The 20,786-nt window shown below is 59.7% G+C and carries 17 protein-coding genes; 7 read left to right on the forward strand and 10 right to left on the reverse strand.

Annotated elements, in window-relative coordinates:
* Position 1: 1 nt before the first annotated feature.
* Positions 2-1,099, reverse strand: a complete 1,098-nt coding sequence (gene pdhA, locus CXY71_RS19725; protein ID WP_104139647.1) for a pyruvate dehydrogenase (acetyl-transferring) E1 component subunit alpha — start codon at positions 1,097-1,099, stop codon at positions 2-4.
* Between the two features lie 131 nt (positions 1,100-1,230).
* On the opposite strand from pdhA, the gene CXY71_RS19730 reads away from it, so the two are divergent.
* From CXY71_RS19730 to CXY71_RS19760, 7 genes are all read left to right on the forward strand, one after another.
* Positions 1,231-1,695 carry an Lrp/AsnC family transcriptional regulator gene (locus CXY71_RS19730; protein ID WP_104139650.1) on the forward strand — a complete coding sequence of 155 codons (465 nt, stop codon included), beginning with the start codon at positions 1,231-1,233 and terminating at the stop codon, positions 1,693-1,695.
* Positions 1,696-1,883: 188 nt separating this feature from the next.
* Complete coding sequence (locus tag CXY71_RS19735) at positions 1,884-2,369, forward strand: NADH-quinone oxidoreductase subunit B family protein (protein WP_104139653.1); 486 nt, start codon at positions 1,884-1,886, stop codon at positions 2,367-2,369.
* Positions 2,366-4,384 carry a proton-conducting transporter membrane subunit gene (locus CXY71_RS19740; RefSeq protein ID WP_104139656.1) on the forward strand — a complete coding sequence of 673 codons (2,019 nt, stop codon included), beginning with the start codon at positions 2,366-2,368 and terminating at the stop codon, positions 4,382-4,384. Before CXY71_RS19735 ends, CXY71_RS19740 begins: the two co-directional genes overlap by 4 nt.
* 5 nt (positions 4,385-4,389) lie before the next feature.
* Entirely contained in the window at positions 4,390-5,331 is a 942-nt protein-coding gene (locus CXY71_RS19745; protein WP_104139659.1) for a respiratory chain complex I subunit 1 family protein, read from the forward strand.
* Positions 5,332-5,343: 12 nt separating this feature from the next.
* Entirely contained in the window at positions 5,344-6,003 is a 660-nt protein-coding gene (locus tag CXY71_RS19750) for a hypothetical protein (protein ID WP_104132403.1), read from the forward strand.
* Positions 6,003-7,466 (forward strand): proton-conducting transporter membrane subunit, encoded by a 1,464-nt coding sequence (locus tag CXY71_RS19755; protein WP_104139662.1) that lies wholly within the window; start codon positions 6,003-6,005, stop codon positions 7,464-7,466. The genes CXY71_RS19750 and CXY71_RS19755 overlap by 1 nt, the downstream gene beginning before the upstream one ends.
* Positions 7,466-9,028: an NADH-quinone oxidoreductase subunit C gene (locus CXY71_RS19760; RefSeq protein WP_104139665.1), complete on the forward strand. Its 1,563-nt coding sequence runs from the start codon at positions 7,466-7,468 to the stop codon at positions 9,026-9,028. The genes CXY71_RS19755 and CXY71_RS19760 overlap by 1 nt, the downstream gene beginning before the upstream one ends.
* A gap of 35 nt (positions 9,029-9,063) precedes the next feature.
* Here the strand turns inward: CXY71_RS19760 and CXY71_RS19765 are convergent, their stop codons facing one another.
* The 9 genes from CXY71_RS19765 to CXY71_RS19805 form a co-directional block, all read right to left on the reverse strand.
* Positions 9,064-9,399 carry a metalloregulator ArsR/SmtB family transcription factor gene (locus CXY71_RS19765; protein ID WP_199184383.1) on the reverse strand — a complete coding sequence of 112 codons (336 nt, stop codon included), beginning with the start codon at positions 9,397-9,399 and terminating at the stop codon, positions 9,064-9,066.
* A 74-nt stretch (positions 9,400-9,473) separates the two neighbouring features.
* A complete protein-coding gene (locus tag CXY71_RS19770) occupies positions 9,474-10,346 on the reverse strand; it encodes an SGNH/GDSL hydrolase family protein (protein ID WP_104139668.1) in 873 nt (290 codons plus the stop codon).
* 180 nt (positions 10,347-10,526) lie between these two features.
* Positions 10,527-12,815, reverse strand: a complete 2,289-nt coding sequence (locus CXY71_RS19775) for a polyribonucleotide nucleotidyltransferase (protein ID WP_104139671.1) — start codon at positions 12,813-12,815, stop codon at positions 10,527-10,529.
* A gap of 415 nt (positions 12,816-13,230) precedes the next feature.
* Complete coding sequence (locus CXY71_RS19780) at positions 13,231-14,793, reverse strand: NADH-quinone oxidoreductase subunit C (protein ID WP_104139674.1); 1,563 nt, start codon at positions 14,791-14,793, stop codon at positions 13,231-13,233.
* A complete protein-coding gene (locus CXY71_RS19785; RefSeq protein ID WP_104139677.1) occupies positions 14,793-16,241 on the reverse strand; it encodes a proton-conducting transporter membrane subunit in 1,449 nt (482 codons plus the stop codon). Before CXY71_RS19785 ends, CXY71_RS19780 begins: the two co-directional genes overlap by 1 nt.
* A gap of 1 nt (position 16,242) precedes the next feature.
* Entirely contained in the window at positions 16,243-16,893 is a 651-nt protein-coding gene (locus CXY71_RS19790) for a hypothetical protein (protein ID WP_104139680.1), read from the reverse strand.
* Positions 16,890-17,783, reverse strand: coding sequence for a respiratory chain complex I subunit 1 family protein (locus tag CXY71_RS19795; protein WP_146070716.1), 894 nt, complete (start codon positions 17,781-17,783; stop codon positions 16,890-16,892). The genes CXY71_RS19790 and CXY71_RS19795 overlap by 4 nt, the downstream gene beginning before the upstream one ends.
* A gap of 26 nt (positions 17,784-17,809) precedes the next feature.
* Positions 17,810-19,870, reverse strand: coding sequence for a hydrogenase 4 subunit B (gene hyfB / locus CXY71_RS19800; RefSeq protein ID WP_104139683.1), 2,061 nt, complete (start codon positions 19,868-19,870; stop codon positions 17,810-17,812).
* On the reverse strand, positions 19,867-20,415 hold the full coding sequence (locus tag CXY71_RS19805) for an NADH-quinone oxidoreductase subunit B family protein (RefSeq protein WP_104139685.1): 549 nt from the start codon (positions 20,413-20,415) through the stop codon (positions 19,867-19,869). Before CXY71_RS19805 ends, hyfB begins: the two co-directional genes overlap by 4 nt.
* Between the last annotated feature and the right edge of the window lie 371 nt (positions 20,416-20,786).

The raw sequence follows: 20,786 nt of genomic DNA on the forward strand, positions 1-20,786 counted from the left end.
GTCATCGTCCTTCTCCAGGCTGAGAGCCGAAGCTCGTGAGGTAGCCGGCATAATCGGTGCGTTGGCGCTCCAGGGTCGCGTTCGGGGTGGTGTATACGTGGTCGAACACGCTCAGCGGTTCCGGGTCGGCCAGACCGATGCAGCCAGCGCGTAGTTCGGCGGCTACGGCATCGGCAATGGCCTGGGTCTCGGCTTCGACCTCGGGGGTGATTACCTCAAGCCGTTCCAGCAGCCGGTGCAGCCGCAGCAGCGGATCACGGGTCTTCCACTCAGCAAGTTCGGCTGGGTCTCGGTAGCGGCTGGGGTCATCCGCTGTGGTGTGCGGTCCCATACGGTAGGTGACCGCTTCGATGAAGGTAGGGCCGCCACCGGTGCGGGCCCGGTCGAGAGCGATGCGGGTCGCTGCCATGACCGCGAGCACGTCATTACCGTCGATGCGCAGGCTCGGAATACCGAAGCCCGGCGCTCGATCAGCGATCTGGCGGTGCGCCTGCAGCCCCACCGGTTCGGAGATGGCCCAGTGGTTGTTCTGGCAGAAGAAGACCACCGGAGCCTGGAAGCTTGCCGCGAACACCATGGCCTCGTTCACGTCGCCCTCACTCGTGGCACCATCGCCGAAGTAGGTGATGGCGACGGAATCGACCTCATCCCGCTGCACGCCGAGCGCCCACCCTGTGGCGTGCAGGGTCTGCGCGCCGATGATGATCGCCGGGGTCGCCATATTGACCGTGTACGGATCCCAGCCGGACTGGGCGTTGCCACGCCAGACCTTGACGATGTCGGTCAGGTTGACTCCGCGGCAGTAGGCGACGGCGTTCTCGCGGTAGCTCGGAAAGATAAAGTCATCGTCACGCAGGGCACGGGCGGAGCCGACCTGGGCGGCCTCCTGGCCGAGCAGTGGCGGCCACAGTCCGAGTTCGCCCTGTCGTTGCAGCGCGGTCGCCTCGGTGTCGATCCGGCGCACCACGACCATGTCGCGGTACAGGGCCAGCAGTGCCAGCCCGTCGAGATCATCGACCCAAGGGTCTAAGTCAGGCCGGGGCATCCGCTCGCCGTCAAGCGAGAGAAGTTGCACCGGTTGAGGGGAGAAATCGATCATGGTTCGCTCCGAGCGTCGTTGCTAAAGTTGGCCTGAGCCTATGTCGACCCCACAGAGAGCACAACCACCGGCGAAAAAAGTGAGCAGAGTGCCCTATTCAGACTTGCCGGACCATGTTAAAATTTTGCACTATGTACAGCCTTGACAAAACCGACACTCAGCTCCTGCAAGCCCTCTCGGCCGACCCGCGCAGCACCTTCGTCGCCCTCGCCGACACCCTGAGGCTGTCGCGCAATACCGTGCAGGCCCGCATGAAACGTTTGGAAGATTCGGGCGCTTTTCTAGCCTTCGACCGCCGCATCAATCCGGCCGCTCTCGGCTACCCACTGACCGCGTTCATCGAGGTACATGTGCAGCAGAAGCGCCTCGGTCAAATCGTGATCGATCTTGCCAAAATTCCTGAAATCGTGCAAGCGCACGGCATGAGCGGGCAGGCCGATCTGCTCGTACGCGTGGTCTGCACGGATGCCGCCGATCTGTTTCGGATCGATGGCACGATCCTCGCCTGTGATGGGGTCGAGCGCACCGAGACCTCGCTCGCGATGGGCGAGGTCATCCCCTATCGACTCACCCCACTGCTCGACCGACACGCCTGAGCACGGTTTGATCTATTTGCTAAATTCTTCATATAGATATATAAAGAAGTAATGAAGTTAATTGCGCTGGTAGTCTTACACCTAACCAGACGCGCCGCAGAATCCGTCGCCTGCCCTTCACCCTTCGACTTCGCGCTCCCCATAGAAGGCTCCAGCTTCGTGAACATGCATGCATACCAGGGGCTCCGATGAGCTTTCTTCGATTGGCCACCCTCATTCGCCACGGCGGACGCATCGCCGAACCGGCACCGACCGCCCCGCCCCTGTTTCCCGGAGCCGAAGTCTTCGGTGGCAGCGTGCAGGTGCGCTACATCAACGCCGGCGGCTGCAATGACTGTGCGCTGGAAGTTTCTGCCGCGTTCGGCCCGGTCTATGACGTGGAACGCTACGGCGCCCGTCTGGTGCCTTCACCGCGGCACGCTGACGTGCTGCTCATCGTCGGCAGCGTCACCCGCAATATGGCCGAGCCGTTGCGCCGCACGATCGAGGCCACCCCCACCCCCCGATTTGTCATCGCGGTCGGCGACTGCGCCATCCACGGTGGCGCCTTCCGCGACGGCTACGGTATTGTGGGGCCGGTTTCTGATTTCGTGCACGTCGATATCGAAGTGCCGGGCAGTCCGCCGGAACCGACCGAGATCGTGCAGGCCCTACGCCGGATGACCGGCCGATGACCGGTATCGGAGCGGGGCTTCTGCTGCAACTGGGCCTCGGCGCGCTGGCCGTGGTGACCGCCCTCCTGGCCGCACCGTCTCTGCGGTCGCGAGCCGGCGGCATCCTCTGCACCCTAATCGCCGTGACCGGCTTTATCACCGGTCTCGCCGCGATGCTCGGCGCGACCGGAGGCCTGCTCATTCCCGTGGCCCTGCCGATGGACCCGCTACTGCTGGCCCCCGACCGCCTCGGCGGCCTGTTCATGCTCATCGTGTCGGGTGTCGGCATTCTTGTCTCGATCTACTCGATGAGCTCCACCAGCGGGCCGGACGCGAGCCGCACCGCTTGGGTCGCCATGCCGGTGTTCCTCGTGGGTATGCAGCTGGTGCCGGCCGCGACCGACTCGGTGTCGTTCCTGCTCGCCTGGGAGATCATGACCCTCGGTTCCACGGTACTGCTGCTGGCCGATCACGCCAGCCGCGCCTCGGTCGCCTCAGCCGGCATCTGGTACTCAGCTATGTCGCAGTTGAGCTTCTTCTTCATCCTCGCCGGATTCGCCGTGCTCGCCGCCGCCTCCGGAGGCACCAGCTTCAGCAACCTGCAGGCCATCGAACCCGGCTCCGCGGCAGCAAACGTTGCCTTCGTGCTGCTTCTGCTCGGCTTCGGCGGCAAGGCCGAGCTCGTACCATTGCACGTCTGGGTTCCCCGGGTGCTTCCAGAAGCCCCGAGCCACGTCTCGGCCGCGATGAGCGGCGCCATGGTCAAGATCGGCGTCTATGGCGGCCTGCTGGTCTGCGTTCGGCTCCTGCCAGACGGCCCGGCCTGGTGGGGCATCGCGATCATGCTGGTCGGCGGGGCGTCAGCGCTCTACGGCATTCTGCAGGCCTCCGTTTCGAGCGACCTCAAGGTGCTGCTCGCCTACTCCACCACCGAAAACATGGGCCTGGTCTTTCTCGGCCTCGGCGCGAGTATGCTGCTGCGCGGCTACGACGCGACGGCGGCAGCGGATGCCGCGCTCGTCGCTGCTCTGCTTCTCGCGGTCAGTCACGCCGCGTTCAAGTCCACGCTGTTCCTCGGTGCTGGCGCCATCATTCATGCCACCGGCGAACGCAACCTCGACCGGCTCGGCGGGCTCGGCGCCCGCATGCCCGTTACCGCTGTCGCCTTCGGCATCGCCAGCCTCGGCGCCGCCGCCATCCCGATCACAAGCGGTTTCGTCGCCGAGTGGATGCTGCTGCAGTCGCTCATTCACGGCGGTCGCCAGGGTGGGGCGGTCGTCTCGATCGCAGCATCCGTTGCCATGCCGATCGCCGTCGCGGTGATCGCCCTGACCGCGGGACTGGCCCTGCTGACCTTCGTCAAGGCCTACGGCATCGCCTTCCTCGCTCGCCCACGCAGTGTAGAGGCAGCGGATGCCCGCGAAGTGCCGTCGCTGATGCGTATTTCACTCGCCCTCGGCGCCCTGTCCGTGCTCGCCCTCGGACTGTTACCCGGACCGATCGCCGCGCTCGTGGCCACCACGGTCAGCTCGGACCCGACGGCCGCGGTGCAAACGGTCGGCCTCGGCGGCGTTTCGCTGCCGGGCATCGGCGCTGTGCTCGACCCGATCATGCTCGTCGTGCTGTCGGCCCTCGTCGCGATCCCGGTGATCGTCGCGATCATCGTCTCGGCCCGTCGGCATCCGCATCGCACCGTCGACCTGCCCTGGGGCGGCGGCGGCTCCAGGGCTCGGCCGCGCATGCAGTACACCGCGACCTCGTATGCCGAGCCGCTGGTTCGAGTCTTCGACGACGTGCTCAAGCCCTCGCGAGACGTACAGGTCACCCACGTGGCTGAGTCCCGTTACCTAGTGGAACACGTGCGGGTCGAACAAACCGTCTCCGACGTGATTGAAACCCGACTGTATCGGCCGGTGCTCAACCTGTTCCAGCGCTACGGCAAAGCCGCTCGCCACGTCGCCAACGGCAGCATTCACCGCTACCTCACCTATTCCTTCGTCGCCCTACTGATCGTCCTGATTGTGGTCTCCCTGTGAACGATATGAGCGCCATCATCATCGCCCTCGTGCAGGTTGTCCTGTTCGTGTTCCTTGCACCACTGCTAATGGGTGTGATCCGGCAGGTGCGAGCCACGATCGAGGGCCGCGCCGGCGCCGGAATCTGGCAGCCCTGGCGGGACCTGCGCAAGTTGCTCGCGAAGAACCCGGTGCGCGGCACCGACAGCAGCTGGATGCTGCGCGTCGGTCCGGTCGCCCTGGTCGTGTCGAGCCTGCTGCTCTGCGTGCTGCTGCCGCTGGTGGGAACCATTCCGTTCGCGCTGATTCCCAGCGACCTGTTCGTCATCGTCTCCATCATGCTGATCGGCGTCGTCGCCCTCGCCCTCGTCGGCCTCGACGGCGGTACCGCCTTCGGCGGCATGGGGTCCAGCCGACACATGACGGTCGCCGCGCTGGTTGAGCCAACCCTGCTGCTCTCGGTCTACGCGTTCTCGATTCCGGCCGGAACCAGCACCCTGTCGGTCATCGTTGAAACCCGACTGCTCTCCCCCGAGCTGATCATCTCGCCGGTCAGCGTGCTGGCCCTCGTCGCGCTGTCGATCGCCATCATGGCCGAGACCGCCCGACTACCCATCGATAACCCCGGCACCCACCTTGAGGTGACCATGCTGCACGAGGCGATGACGCTCGAAGCGAGCGGACGCGACCTCGCCTGGCTCGAAGTCGGCTCCTGGCTGAAGCTGGCCGCCCTGCTCGGCCTGGTCAGCAACCTGATCGTGCCGTGGGGCATCGTCACCGATTTCAGTGCCCTGGGCCTCCTAATTGGCGTCGTCTCGATCGCCGTGAAGGTGCTGGTGCTGGGGGTGCTGCTCAGCGTCGGCGAGATCTTTCTCGCCAAGGTACGACTGTTCCAGGTGCCCGAGCTGCTCGCTGGCTCCTTCGCCCTCGCCTTCCTGGCCGTTACCGCCTCTTATCTGGTCGCCTGAGGAGCATCCGTCGTGTTTGAAACTTTCTTTCCCCAACTGATCGGCCTGTGCACCGGAGCCCTGCTGCTGACCAGCGCGCTCATGGTCTGGCGACACTCCCTACTGGCGTCCATCCGTCTGCTCGCGCTGCAGGGCGTGGCCCTGGCCGCGCTTGTGGCCGTGATCGGCATCGCCGAGGGCGAATCCGAACTGGGGCTGGTGTCGCTGCTCATTCTCTCGGTCAAGGGCATCGGCCTGCCCTGGGTGCTCGCGTACCAGTCCAAGGCGTCGATCAAACAGATTCAGGAATCGACCCGACTCAACCCCACGGCCGCTCTGCTCGCCGTCACACTCTTGAGCATCCTCAGCTACGTCGTCGTCAGCCGAGTCTTCGGATTAGGCGACAGCAGCACGGGGCACGCCGCTCCGATCGGGCTCGCCATGGTACTGATCGGCTTTCTGCTGTTGATCAGCCGCCGCCGGGCCCGCTCGCAGCTGATCGGCTTTCTGGTACTCGACAACGGCATCGCCACCACGACGTTCCTCACCAGCGGCGGTGTGCCGATTCTGCTCGAGTTCGCGGTCTCCCTCGACGTTTTGCTGGTCGTGCTGATTCTGCACGTGTTCACCGGCCGCATGCGCACCAAGTTCGGCGGCACGGCCGTCGATCAGCTCAGAGAGTTGCACGATTGATGTCATTTGTTCTGTGGATTCCCCTGGTCGGCCCGCTCGTCTTCGCAGCCCTGAGCCTGCTGCTGCGCGGCTCATCGCTGCGACGCTTCGTCGGCGTCGCAGCGTCGAGCGCCGTGCTGGTCTCCGGTCTGTTCCTGATCAGCGCCGTCCTGAACGGCGATATCCCCGAAGGCGGCGGCGGAATACTGCGTGCCGACGCCCTCTCGGCCTACATGCTCAGTGTCGTCGGAGCGGTCGGGCTCATCTCCACCTGGGGCGGCCTCAGCAGTGCCGCGTCCAGCCGCACCAAGAACGCCGCCGGCTACGAGGCACTCATCGCCCTGTTCCTGGCCGCGATGTCCGTCGCCGTGCTCGCCGACAGCATCGGCCTGATGTGGGCCGCCGTCGAGGCCACGACCATTGCCACCGCCTTTTTGGTCGGCCACCACCGCACCCGTCGTTCGCTCGAAGCCGCCTGGAAATACGTCATTCTCGGCTCGGTCGGTGTAGCCATCGCGCTGCTCGGGATCGTGCTGATCTACGCCGCCTCGGTCGGCACCGATACCCCGACGCTCTCCTGGATACTCCTCAGCCAGTCCACGCGAGGCCTCGACCCGGCACTCATCACGGCCGGCGGCGCCCTCGCCGTGCTCGGATTCGCTACCAAATCCGGCCTGGCCCCGATGCACAGCTGGCTGCCGGATGCCCACAGCCAGGCCCCAGCTCCGGTTTCCGGCCTCATGTCCGGCGTGCTGCTCTCGGTTGCGCTCTACGCCATCCTGCGCATCCAGTCGATCACCAACCTCGTGATCGGCCCGGAGTTTCTGCGCACCATGCTCAGCATCGCCGGCCTGCTCTCCCTGCTCGTTGCCGCATCCCTGCTCATTCGGCAACGCGATTACAAGCGGATGCTGGCCTACTCCAGCATCGAACACATGGGCCTCATGGCAATCGGTGTGGCCATCGGCCCAGCTGCCCTCCCGTCGGTGTTGCTCTACATTCTCGGCCATGGCCTGATCAAGGCGACCCTGTTCGTCCTCTCCGGACGGATCCTGAAGATCGAGGGCACCCCGGTGATCGCCGATGTGCGGGCCCTGCTGGTGCGACGACCCGGGCTCGCCATCCCGTGGCTGATCGCCATGGCGGCCATCGTAGGCTTTCCCCCGTTCAGCATCTTCTTCTCCGAGGTCGGCATCATCATGGCCGGCTGGTCGGTGGGACTTGGCGGAGTCGTCGGCGTTGCCCTCGTGCTGCTGCTCGTCATCTTCGCCGCCTTCACCCGTCTGACCGTGCAGATGACCATCGGCGCTCCCGCGGCCACGGTGCCCCCGAGCCCGCAAGCCTTCACCCCGGACTATTCCACCCATGGGCCGATTTTGCCCATCATTCTGGCCCTGGCGACCACAGCGACGATCGCCTTCGTGGCCGAGCCGGTCGGCGCTCTGTTGCTGCAGGCCACAGCCGTTCTGGGAGGTACCAACTGATGCGCGATGAGCGGACCCCTGAAGACCACGCCGCCGACGAGTTAGCCTCAGGCCGCTCCACCGAACGCGGACTGGCCGCCGGCGACGGTGCCGAGCTACGTCACCTCGACCGTTCGAGGCTGGCCACGGCAGCCGGTGCCTTGTTGGATGCCGGCAGCCGTCTGGCCTTGATCGCGTGTCACGAAGACAACGACCAGTTTCGCATCATATATTCCTTTGTCGGAGCCGACCCCTCACTGCGCGCTGACCTTTCAGTGAGCGTGCCCCGCACGGACGCCTGGATTCCCAGCCTCGCCGAACTGTCATTTTCGGCCGGCAACTTCGAGCGGGAGATTCGCGATCTGTACGGTGTCGAGCCGCGGGATCACCCGCAGCCTCACCGCCTGGTGCGCCACGGCCACTGGCCGCGCGGCTGGTATCCGATGCTCAAGTCCAACTCGGTCGTACCCGAGTTCGAGCCCGACGTGGAATCCTTCCCGTTTGTCCCGGTCGAAGGTCCCGGGGTCTATGAGATCGCCGTCGGACCGATTCACGCCGGGATCATCGAGCCCGGACACTTTCGCTTCTCGGTCGTCGGCGAGACGATCGTGCGCATGGAAGCCCGTCAGTGGTACCTGCACCGCGGAGTCGAGAAGGTCTTCGAGGGCAAGAGCGCCGCCGAGGGCGTGCTGCTCGCCGAGCAAATCAGCGGGGACACTGCCGTCGGCCATTCCCTCGCATTCGTCATGGCTGTCGAGCAGGCCGCTGGCATCGAGGTTTCCGAACCCGACCGGCTATTGCGCGCCCTGCTCTTGGAGCTTGAGCGGCTGTACAACCACGTCACAGACCTGGGCTCGCTCGCCAACGATGTGGGCTTTGGCATCATTGACGCGCGGGCTCAGGGCCTGCGTGAGCAACTCATGCGTATCAACAAGTCAGTCACCGGGCATCGTCTGCTCCGCAGCGCCCTCAGCGTCGGTGGCACCAGGGTCAACGCCCTGCCGAGCTCCGACGATCTGGCGGATATTGCCGCAGCCATGGCCGAACTAGCCGAGATCACGCTCGGCCACGCCATCGTGCGTGGCCGCTTCACCGGCACGGCCCGCCTTTCCCGCGCCCATGCGACCACGCTTGGCACGCTCGGCTATGTCGCCCGAGCTTCCGGCATCGACACCGATGCCCGCCTTGAGCATCCGTTCGTCAATCTCGGCGAGGTCTTTCACGTCGTGACCGAGGACGGCGGCGACGTGCTCGCTCGCTACACCGTGCGCGCTCGGGAGGTCGAGGTGTCGACCGCTATCCTGCTCGACCTGCTCAAGCGACTGCAGGGGCACACGGGCACCGCGCACAGCCTGAACCCGACCTCGGCCGGCACCGGGCTGGCTCTGGTCGAGGCGTGGCGGGGTACGGCAACGCACAGGGTCGAACTCGCCGCCGACGGCACGCTCGCCCGGGTCAAGATCGTCGACCCGTCGTTCCTGAACTGGCCCGCTGTGCCGCAGGCCCTGTCGGAAACAATCGTTCCCGACTTTCCACTCGCGAACAAGAGTTTCAACCTCTCCTACGCCGGCAACGACCTGTAGGCCGCGTCGCGTGAGCTGACCGCGGCGGGCGCGCCTTACTCCTGTTCGAGGTGGCGCAGGAGTGCGTGCGAGTCGGTGAGGCTGGCCAGCACCATGCGCTTGGCCGCGGTCAGCAGCTCCACCGCACCCTGATCGCGCAGGGCATAGAAAATGGAGTTGCCCTCGCGCCGGGTCACTACTACGCCGGCCCGCCGTAACACACCGAGCTGCTGGGACAGGTGGGACAGCTCGCAGCCGAGGGCTTCGGCGAGTGACCCCACCGAACGTTCGCCGGCGACGAGCTGTTCCAAAACCTGCACCCGCAGCGGATGCCCGAGCGCCTTGAACAGGTCGGACTTCAATTGGGCGGCGGGCAAACCAGAGGACAACACAGGTTTAGTATATCGCTACCTAATGATTCTTTCAACTAGATACCCGCCGCTGAATGCGTAACGCTGAATCGGCGCTAACGGACACGCAGCACCCCGTCATGCACGAGGGCGCGAGTGTAACCAAAGCTGTTGCCGAGCGCGTTCGGGTGAAAGTTGGCCGGCGCGTACGGGTTCAGCGGATCAAATGCGAAGTACGGAACCCGCGACCCAACGCCGTGTGCGGCAAATTCCTGCGATGCATCAACAAAGCGGACGCGCGGCGTCGCCATCGCCGCGACGGATCCGGCGATAACGGTGTTTAGCGCGTCGGTGGCCCCGTTGAGCATATCGCCCAGCGGGGAGAATCCCGGCTTGAACTGCCGCGGATAGCTGAGCACCACGATCTTCGCCTGCGGCAACGTCGCCGCCACGAGACCGTAGGTGCCCACGAGCTTGGGGGCGAGAACGTTCAGCTGGGCGACACTGTTTTGGATGGTACCGAGGCAGATCATACTGACCGGGTCGGGCGCACACGCCGCCAAAACGATGTTGGAGCCGGCGTCGATGCCTCCGACGGTCAACGTGACCAGAGCAGTTTCCTTGCTGACCCCGACGAGCTGAGCGGGAACATCCGCTGTGCTGGCCCCGGAACATGCTTTATTCGACACGCGTTTGAAGGGACTGACCAGGTTCGCAAAAATCGGGTAGCTGGCCTGCTTGGAACGCAGGCATGGAGTACCGTCGAGCACGTACGGCGGGGCGCCCTGACCAGACGTGAACGAATCGCCGAGCGCGACGTAACGGGTTGCAGGGGCCTTGACGGCTGGGCCGGCAACCACGGCCGGCCTGGTCGGCGAGGTGTGTGCGAGCGCCGGGGCGCTCACCGCGCCAGTCAGCAGGGCCGCTGTGAGCACAGCGACGGCACTGAGGCGCGGCAGGAATCGTGAAACCAAGCGTTGTTTTGTCATGCGACGAACGTAGACCCCGACATCAGACTCGGCAAGGCGCGTAAATGATCCCCTTCTGCAGCACGCCACAAGGCGGACGCGAGAAGACCCGCACTGCAAGCAGTGCGGGTCTTCCGTCTACCCGACCGACCTGGCGAGAGGTGATCGGGAGATCTGTGGGAGCAAGGTTTTCAGCTAGTACTAGCCCTCGGCCGAAGCCTCGGGGCCGGCCGATGACGCGTCGCGGCCCTCGGTATCGGCAGCCTCATCGAGCACCGGAGCGAGCGACAGCTTGCCGCGGTCATCGATCTTCGTGATTTCCACGAGAACCTTCTGGCCGACGCCGAGCACGTCTTCGACGTTCTCAACGCGCTTGCCACCGGCAAGTTTACGCACCTCGGAGATGTGCAGCAGCCCATCCTTGCCCGGGAGCAGCGAAACGAAGGCACCGAACGCGGCGATCTTGACGACGGTTCCGAGGAACTGCTCGCCAACCTCCGGATTGGTCGGGTTCGCGATGGCGTTGACCTGCGCGCGAGCGGCCTCAGCCGACGGTCCGTCAACGGCGCCAATGTACACGGTGCCGTCTTCCTCGATCGAGATGTCGGCACCGGTGGTGTCCTGGATCGAGTTGATCGTCTTGCCCTTCGGGCCGATCAGCTCGCCGATCTTGTCGACCGGGATCTGCACACTGATGACGCGCGGCGCGGTGGGCGCCATCTCGTCTGGGGCGTCGATCGCGGCGTTCAGCACGGAGAGAATCGTGGTTCGGGCATCCTTCGCCTGCGTCAGCGCGCCAGCCAAAACCGAAGCGGGGATGCCGTCGAGCTTGGTGTCGAGCTGGATCGCGGTGATGAATTCGCTCGTACCGGCAACCTTGAAGTCCATGTCGCCGAGAGCGTCTTCGGCACCGAGGATGTCAGTCAGCGCCGCATAACGGGTCTGACCGTCAACGGTGTCGCTGATCAGGCCCATGGCAATGCCAGCGACCGGGGCGCGCAGCGGCACCCCGGCGTTCAGTAGCGACAGGGTCGAAGCGCAGACGGAACCCATCGACGTGGATCCGTTGGAGCTAAGCGCCTCGGAGACCTGACGGATGGCGTAGGGGAACTCCTCACGCGTCGGCAGCACGGGGACCAGGGCACGCTCAGCGAGCGCTCCGTGGCCGATCTCGCGACGCTTCGGCGTTCCGACGCGGCCGGTTTCACCGGTCGAGTAGGGCGGGAAGTTGTAGTTGTGCATGTAGCGCTTTTTGGTGACCGGGTTGAGCGAGTCGATGGACTGCTCGAGCTTCAGCATATTCAGCGTGGTGACACCCAGGATCTGGGTTTCGCCGCGCTGGAAGATGGCCGAACCGTGCACGCGCGGGATGACCGCAACCTCGGCGTCGAGCGGACGGATGTCTGCCAGCCCGCGACCGTCGATGCGGATGCCCTCGTTGAGTACGCGCGAGCGAACGACAAGCTTGGTGACCGACTTGTAGGCCGCGTTGACCTGGTTGTTGGCGCTGGCATCGAGCTCGCCGGCTTCAACCTGGGCCGCGACGGCAGTCTTGACGGATGCCTTGAGCGCGTCGTCAGCGTTCTGACGTTCGACCTTGTCGGCGATCGTGTAGACCGTCTTGAGCTGGTCGTAGGACAGCGCGGCGACCGCGTCGTAGGTGGCGCTCTGGTACGGCGGGAAGAGCGCGAAGTCGGCGGTCGGCTTGGCGGCGGCATCCGCTACCTGCTGCTGCGCGAAGACAAGCTGCTTGATGAAAGGTTTGGAAGCCTCGATACCCTGGGCAACGACGGCTTCGTTCGGCGCGATGGCGCCACCCTTGATCAGGTTCCAGGCGGCGTCAGTGGCTTCGGCCTCGATCATCATGATCGCGACGTCCTGCACTCCCGCTGCATCCGTGACCACGCGGCCGGCGACGACCATGCTAAAGACAGCGTCGTCAAGCTGCGAGTGCTTCGGGAAGGCAACCCACTGGCCGCCACCGTTCTCGTCGGGGATGAGAGCGAGGCGAACGCCGCCGATCGGTCCAGAGAACGGCAGGCCGGCGAGCTGGGTCGACATGGATGCCGCGTTGATCGCGAGCACGTCGTAGAGTTCGTCGGGTTCGATCGCCAGGACGGTGATGACAACCTGGATTTCGTTGCGGAGACCGTCGACGAACGACGGCCGCAGCGGCCGGTCGATCAGACGGCAGGTGAGGATCGCGTCGGTCGAGGGACGACCTTCGCGGCGGAAGAAGCTGCCCGGGATGCGTCCGGCAGCGTACATACGCTCTTCAACGTCGATGGTGAGCGGGAAGAAGTCGAAGTTATCTTTCGGCTGCTTGCTGACGCTCGTGGCGGAGAGCAGCATCGTCTCTTCGTCGATGTAAGCGGCGGCAGATCCCTGTGCCTGCTGAGCGAGGCGCCCGGTTTCAAAACGGATGGTGCGCTTGCCGTACTTGCCGTTATCGATAACGGTCTCGGCGAACGTGATTTCTGGACCCTCCATGTGGGGGTTTTCTCCTTTAAGTTTGCTTCTCGCCATGCTGGCGACGAAGGCTCGCATGCCCGTATGACAGGCGAGTTGGGCAGCGTGCAATGTCAGCGAGCAGTGTCAGGCAGCGTATTTGCTGGCCACCAGAGGAAACTCACCACCACGCAAACCGTGTTGGAAAATCACCACCGATAACCAGCGTCCTACCTGGCCGCTCCAGATAACTGGCCAATCCGAGGATTGAACTCTGTAATGCTATCAGACCGGCTGACAGGCACTACGTGGCTCAGCGGGCGACACGGTAGCTCAAGTGCGTCGATGGTACATAGAGCGTTCCTGAGTTCGGTGGGTGCGGGTGGATGATCGGCAGTGCAGAGCGCGATGAGAAGCCGGTAATGGACCTTCGTGTAAAGCAGCGGGTCTGCTTTTTCTACGTATCGTTCCCCGAGTAAGAAAGGCCGAAGCTCTTATTCACCAGCGGGAAGTCGGGAACCACTCCTCCAAACGCGGCTTCGCTTACTCCCTGCCAATTGACAAAAGACGGGTCACGAACAGCAACGCGCGAGACGACCCCCTCGGCGTTGGTGTGAACGACACAGAGTATCTCGCCGCGCCAGCCTTCGGTACACCCTATGGCCAGGCTATTTCTGCACAATTTAATCGTTTTGTTGGAAGGTATAGGCGCAATACTCGACATGCTACTGAGCACCTCGTCGATTATCTTGAAAGAGACACCAACTTCTCGTACCCGCACCCTAAACCGAGCGTAGACATCACCGCTGGTCTCGACCGGAACAAGTGTTGCAGGCAGCGTGTCGTACCCGGCGTAAGGAAAATCTCGTCGAACGTCCACATCTTGGCCACTCGCTCGGCCGACGGGACCCATCATGCCAAAGCGAGCAGCAACGTCTAGCGTAAGCACGCCGGTACCTTTTAGCCGATTCAATAACGTCACCGTATTTTCGGCAATACTCACAACTTGCTCGAAATCCTTTTCGACAAGAGGCAGCTCAGCCCGCAAGTCCGTGATTTGGGCCCGTGACAGCCTAATCGCCACACCGCCAAACGTGTTAATGCCGCGCAATAGACGACTGCCCGACAACCGACCATTCAACCGTAATATCGTCTCGCGCATTCTAGCGCCGCCGGCACCGCCAAAGTTAAACCCCGCATCAAGCATAATACCGCCAATATCACCAAAGTGGTTGGCTAGCCGCTCAAGTTCGGAGAATAGGACGCGCGCTTGGCCGTGCTCGGGTGTAACCAATATTCCAGCTAGTGACTCGACTGCTTGGCAATAGGCCAGTGAGTACGAAAATGATGTATCGCCAGCGATTTTTTCTGACAATGCAATCTGTCTAGCGAAGGGTAATTGCTCAAACAACTTTTCGCTCCCCTTATGAGCGTAGCCCAGGCGCGGCTCTAGCAGTACGATCTCTTCACCAGCCACACTAAAGCGAAAATGTCCTGGCTCGATAATGCCGGCATGAATCGGACCGACCGGTATTTCATAGATACCTTCACCGCTCACATCCTGGAATTGGTAGTTACCGCCTGCAGGTTCGGGCCGCGTATCCCACTTAACGTCTTTGCGTAGCGGGTGCAGGTTTTCTGGCCAGTTTTCGTGTAGCAGCATGCGCTGCGACGGGCCTCGGCCCGTGACGTGCAGTCCAAACATTTCGCACAGCTTGTCTTCATACTTACCTGCGGCTGGGAGCACATTCGCGATGGTGGCAAATTCCATCGTATCGAGTATCGGCAGCACCGCAACAATAAACGTATGCCGTTTTGTATCGGTAAAAATATAGTACAACCGGAACTCACGATGGTTATCGTGAGTAGCATCTATCATCTTAAATGTCAGATCGTCACTTTCAAGCAGCTGCCTCAACGTCTTGGTAGTTTCCGCCGACTCGATGACGAACTGGTGCACAGAGCCATCACTCGTCACATTCGCTATTTGTGTTAGGTAGTCGGGGTATAACTGGTTCATTATAGGTCATACCTCCTGACGGCTTCGTTGATTAAATCGAGCAATGGGGGCGGCAGGTAAAAGCTAAAAACAAGTACCAGCGATAGCAGCACAATAGGCGGGATCAGCAACCACTTATTCGACTTTGCATCCTGCGCTCCCTCTGGCGGATCCCCAAACAACACAGCCGATACCTGCCGGAAAAAGCCGACAAACACCAACGCGACGGCCAGCAGTGCCACAATCGTCACGATCGGATATTGCTTTAAACCGGCCCCGAATATGTACAATTCGGACATAAAAATGCCAAACGGCGGCAGGCCCGTTGCTGCCAAAAACAGCAGCATAAACAAACCAGCTGTGACCGGTACCACTTTCAGGGCGCCGCTAACATTCTTAATCTTGGCCGAATGAAACGACAGCCGCAGGTTACCAGCAGTAAAAAAGAGTCCGGCTTTGATAAGCGAATGATATATCAGGTGTAAAATTGCAGCAAAGGCACCAAGCCCGCCAAACGCAAAACCAAGTGCCATCAGACCAGCGTGTTCAATACTCGAATATCCCATCATGCGTTTGTAGTTGCGGATCGTCAAAATACTAAAGGCGGCAATGAGAAGCGACAGCACGCCCAATACCATTAGCAGGTGACTACTAAACGCAACCCCAACGGCCGTGTCAGTAATTACCTTGAACTTCAAAATCGTCACCAGTGCAACCGGCAGCAACGCGCCCGACAATAGGGCGCCAACCGGAGCCGGTGATTTACTGTAGGCATCGGGTTTCCAGGCATGCATCGGTGCCAGACCAACTTTAGTGCCAAAGCCAACCAGCACAAATACAAAGGCGACCTTGACGACGCCTGGATCAATCGACTGCGCCTGCTGGAGCAAACTTTGCCAGGTCACAAAGCCATCAAGGCCAGATCGGCTAGTAGCACTAAAGAACAGCAACGCGCCAAAGAACCCGAGCAGCAATCCCGTTGAATTGATAATCAAATATTTCCAGGCGGCCTCGATCGTTGACGGTCTGTCATAAAAGCTAATCAAAAAGGCCGTCGACAGCGTCGTCGCCTCCAGAAAAATCCAAGCTGCAATCGGGTGCGCGGCAGTCACCGATAACAACATGCACGCCATGAATAAATTCACCAGCCCAAAGTACTGCCGGAAGCGCTTGGGACCAATAATTCCCTTCGAGACTTCACGGTCTAAATACGGGGCAGCGTACACACTGGCGGCCAGACCAACGATAGAAATGATCAGCACAGTCAGCGCGCTGAGTGGATCCACCAGCGTAAACAGAGAGGGGATGTAGTCGCCGTCGGAGGCCACTCGCAAACAGAGGGCGACGGCGCCAATCAGCCCCAGCCCATGAGCGATAATGCTGGCGGCAGCGCCCACAACCCGGTTTTTAAACAGCAGGCTCAACAAACTCGCTGTCAATAGTCCACCAACGACAATATATATAATCATATTAATCCTTCAAATGCCGCATGGTCGTGACGACAAGCGAACCCGTATGCCGATACACCATCGACACAAAGACCGTCGCGACCAACATCCAAACAAAGATGTCAAACAGTGTACCCAGCTGCAGCAGTGCGGATTGCTCGAGCCCAGCAATAATGCCAAACGCTACAATACTGTTTTCGAGCGATAGCACGCCCACAATCTGCGACAGTGCACTTTTACGATTGACCATCAAAAATATTGACACCAGCATGGCAGCAATCGCTAGCGCAACATACGTACTATTGCTAGCCGAAAGATCGGTGATCGGCAAAAAAACGTCTGAATTAACAAAAGCCGTAATGAACATAATAACGATCAACGTAACGGGCGTATTAGCGTATGAACTTACCGTAAACTTCACCTTATGACGCGTCACCAGTCGGTTAAAAAAGCGCGGTGCCAGTATCACTTTTACTATTATGGACACGACAATAACCAGAAAAAGTAAAACGGTTGGGTTGGCAAGAAACGACGAAACAAACAGCAGCACCAAGGCTACCGATTGAAGCGCATACAGGCCAGCGACGCCATTGTTTTTTTTAGCCAGGTGCATATAAATGCTAGTCAAATATATGACCGTTATCAAGATCGGGACGAGCAGTGGACTGTTCATAGGACCAACCCAATCGCAACGACGTTCAACACAAACGCCACCAGTAGCAAATCCGGCAGACGAAAGAAGCGATATTTAGCGATCGTTGACTCTAGAACAGCCAACACGATGTACACAATTGCTACTTTCAAAAGGGTTGAACTAATGCCGAGTAGCACCGACAGTACCGCTTGGTCGTGCGCGATGCCAATCGGAAAAAATAAATTGACCGCCAAAATTGAAAAGATAAGCAGCCGGTTTGCAGCTGCCCATTCCATAAGAGCTAATCGCTTACCAGAAAACTCCAACAACATCGACTCGTGGATCATCGTCAGTTCCAAATGCGTATCAGGATTATCAAACGGATAGCGGCTAGTTTCGGCGAGCAACACGATACAAAAAGCAGCAAAGGCCAACACGATTGGGATCAAAAAGTTGCCGCTACCGGGCGACAGGCCGGCAGACATCACGGCAATATTGGTTGTGCCACTCAGGAACGCTACGGTCAGAATCGAGGAAATGAATGATGCTTCGACGATAGCCGATATCGTCATTTCACGGCTTGACCCAGAACCACCAAATGCGCTGCCGCTGTCCATACCAGCCAGCGCCATAAAGAACGTCCCCAGTGCCAAGGTGTAAACAACCGCCAGCAAATCACTCATCGGTGTGCTGAGCGTTGACGTAAAAATTGGCAGACAGGCACCAACGATAATAGTGACTCCCATGGCGATAAACGGCGCAAATCGAAAGATGAATGACGCGTCCCGGCTAATCACTTCGTCTTTGTAAAACAACTTCCACAAATTTCGGTACGGCTGCAACAGACTGGCACCACGCCGTTTTTGAATTCTTGCCTTCAAGCTATTGATCAGGCCGACGCCAAGTGGCGCCACCAGGGGCACAAACATGATCTGGATAATCCATAGGAGGTAACTCACCAGACACCAACCAATCCGAGCATTACCAGCAACACCACCAAGATGTACAAAATATAGGCATTAATGTTTCCGTTTTGGATACCATTTTTAATCCAGTGAGACAGATGAATAAAGCCGATAAATACTGGACGATACAGATAGCGACGATAGACATCCTGGACGCTCAATGTTACCGAGCGAGAGCGGGGAATCAGGCGGCTGGCGGCGTCTTCGTATTCAACACTGTGCTGTAAACTTGGCTTCAGGAGGCCCCGAAATATAAGGATGATCGAGCGGGCAAAACCAGTTGAGGTGATTTCCATCCGGCTAGTGAGATCCGTTCCACCGTCCCAGGTCCGTCCAGTCGTCACACGCTGCGAACGGTTGATGCCAAACCTGGTAATCGTCCATACCACCAATGGCACCGCGATCAATAGCAGTGATAGCAGCGGTGCCGATACGGTAGCAAAACCCTCCGCGATAGACAGAATATGACCCGATGTGACCGTCACTAGCGTCGCGTGGTCACCAGCCGAAAGAACACCCTGGGCAATCGTTTGCAGCTGGGCGATAATCCATGACGAGCCAACGCCAACAGCCACGCACAGGACCGCCAAACCCGCCATGCCAGCGATCATGACCGCCGAAGCTTCGTGGGCTTTTTCGGCTCGCTGACTGCGCGGCCGGGCCAAAAAAGTGACACCAAAAGCCTTAACGAAACAAGCCACGGCCAGGCCACTGGTGAGTGCCAGGGCGGCAGTGACCCCAATAAACAGCCACTTAATGTAAAAGTCAGTCTGCGCGATACCCTGAAATAGCGCCTGAAATGTCAGCCATTCACTAAAAAAGCCGTTCAGCGGTGGCAACGCCGAAATGGCGATCGAACCCACTAAGAAGAACAACCCGGTGGCTGGCATCAGCTTGATGAGGCCGCCGTATTTTTCCATGTTTCTAGTTCCAGTGGCATGAATGACCGAGCCCGCACTCAAAAATAATAACGACTTAAAGATCGCGTGATTGAGGGTATGAAACAGCGCAGCAGTCAAGGCCAGCACCGCCAACCCTGACATTCCAAGGGCAGAAAATACCAATGCACTGCCCACTCCGAGCAAAATAATACCAATGTTTTCGATGCTGTGATAGGCCAACAGTCGCTTTATGTCGTGCTCGGTCAAAGCATACAAAACCCCCAATACACACGATGCGACCGCAATCACCAACACGACAATGCCCCACCAAAGCGGAGCTGGCTGCAGGACGTCCAAAAAGAGCCGGATCATCATGTAAATTCCTGTTTTTATCATCACCCCAGACATGATCGCCGAGACATGCGACGGGGCAGCTGGATGAGCAGCCGGCAGCCAAATATGGAGTGGAATAATGCCGGCTTTGACGCCGAAGCCAATCAACGCCAGCAAAAATACGCTGTCTTTGATATGCGCCGGCACCGTCGGCATCGCGGCTTGAATAACCGTGAAGTCAAAGCTTCCCGTGTGAACGTAAAGGAGTATAAAAGCTAACAAAATGAAAGCCGTGCCAATATGGGTCATCACCAGGTATAAGAAACCGGCTTTTACGTTTTCGGGGTCATGACGATCGTAGGCCACTAAAAAGTAAGAGGCCAGGGACATGATTTCCCACACGATCAAGAAAAATATGCCGTTTGACGACGTGACTACCAACAGCATCGCCACAATAAACAGGTTGTATAAAAATCCCAAGTACCCGATGTTGTAGCGGCCATAATATTGTTTGATGTAACCGATTCCGTACAGTGAGCAAAAAAACGTTACGATCGAAATTGTCACTAAAAAGAAAGCTGCCAACCTGTCAATGTTCAGTGCGAACGACAGCAACGGAAAACTATCACTGGTAATCTGGGCCACAAATGTCTGCCCACTCGCCAGCATCGAAACTGCAAATACCAGCGCGGCGACGGACCCGAACAGTGCGAAGGCACTCGACCAGTAATTCGCTAGCCGATCTGACTTTCGGAGCAACACAGCGCCAACTCCACCGATCCCAAACAGGGCCATCGCGGCGATCAACATAGTGGGAGAGGCAAGGGCGCTCATCATGACTGGCCCTTTTGTTTGGGAGCCTTTTTTGCTCCGTCCAAAATCGCCAGCAATGATTGCATAATTACTAATGGCGATGGCGGGTCGCCGGCAATCTGATAATCAACTGGAATAACCTGACTGACGCCGTCAAGCACGGCATAGGAACCTTTATAAATTCCACCGCCGATCGCATCGTCACCCACAGCCACCACCAACTTTGGATGGGGCGTGGCATCATACGCCCGCTTTAATGCTTCGGCCATGTTACGCGTCACCGGCCCAGTCACCAGCAACATGTCGGCGTGGCGCGGAGAGGGGACAAAGTGAATACCGAACCGTTCAATATCATAATAAGCGTTCGTTAAAGCTGCCAGTTCTTGTTCGGTCGCATTGTCAGAACCAGTATCAATCTGTCGTATAGCCAGCGACCCCTTAAATAGCCGTCGCACGTTATCCTGCAAGGCCGAACCAATCACTTCTAGTTCTGGTAGTTGCTGCATAATATGACGAGTTGGCGTCAAGAGCCGAGGTGTCTGAATGATTTTAGATAAAAATTCACGCATGCAAGATTATCGTTATCTCTCGTTAAAGTTCAGGTGACTGCTAACCAAGGACAAGTTCAAGTTCAAAATCAAGAAACAGTGGCACGAGTGCCTACTATGATCTTATCTATTCTGGTCAATTATACACCCGACAGTAGTGTACGGTCAGCGACAACACTTCGGCTGGGTGCTTTCATAATTTGGCTGGGTCAGCGAGGATAACGCAGCAGGCGGTGCCAACGTCAGAATACGAGTATTTTGGGCTATCGACGACCACATCGACAGCTACCTCAACGACGCCTACCTGGCCAAAGCTGCCTAAAACTCGGTACAAGCGCCAGAGTTCTGGCCCCCGAGAAAGCCAGGGTCGTCGTTGTTTTCCAAGACGAGGC

It is taken from the genome of Cryobacterium sp. Y62, assembly GCF_002929785.1.
Classification (GTDB): Bacteria; Actinomycetota; Actinomycetes; order Actinomycetales; family Microbacteriaceae; genus Cryobacterium.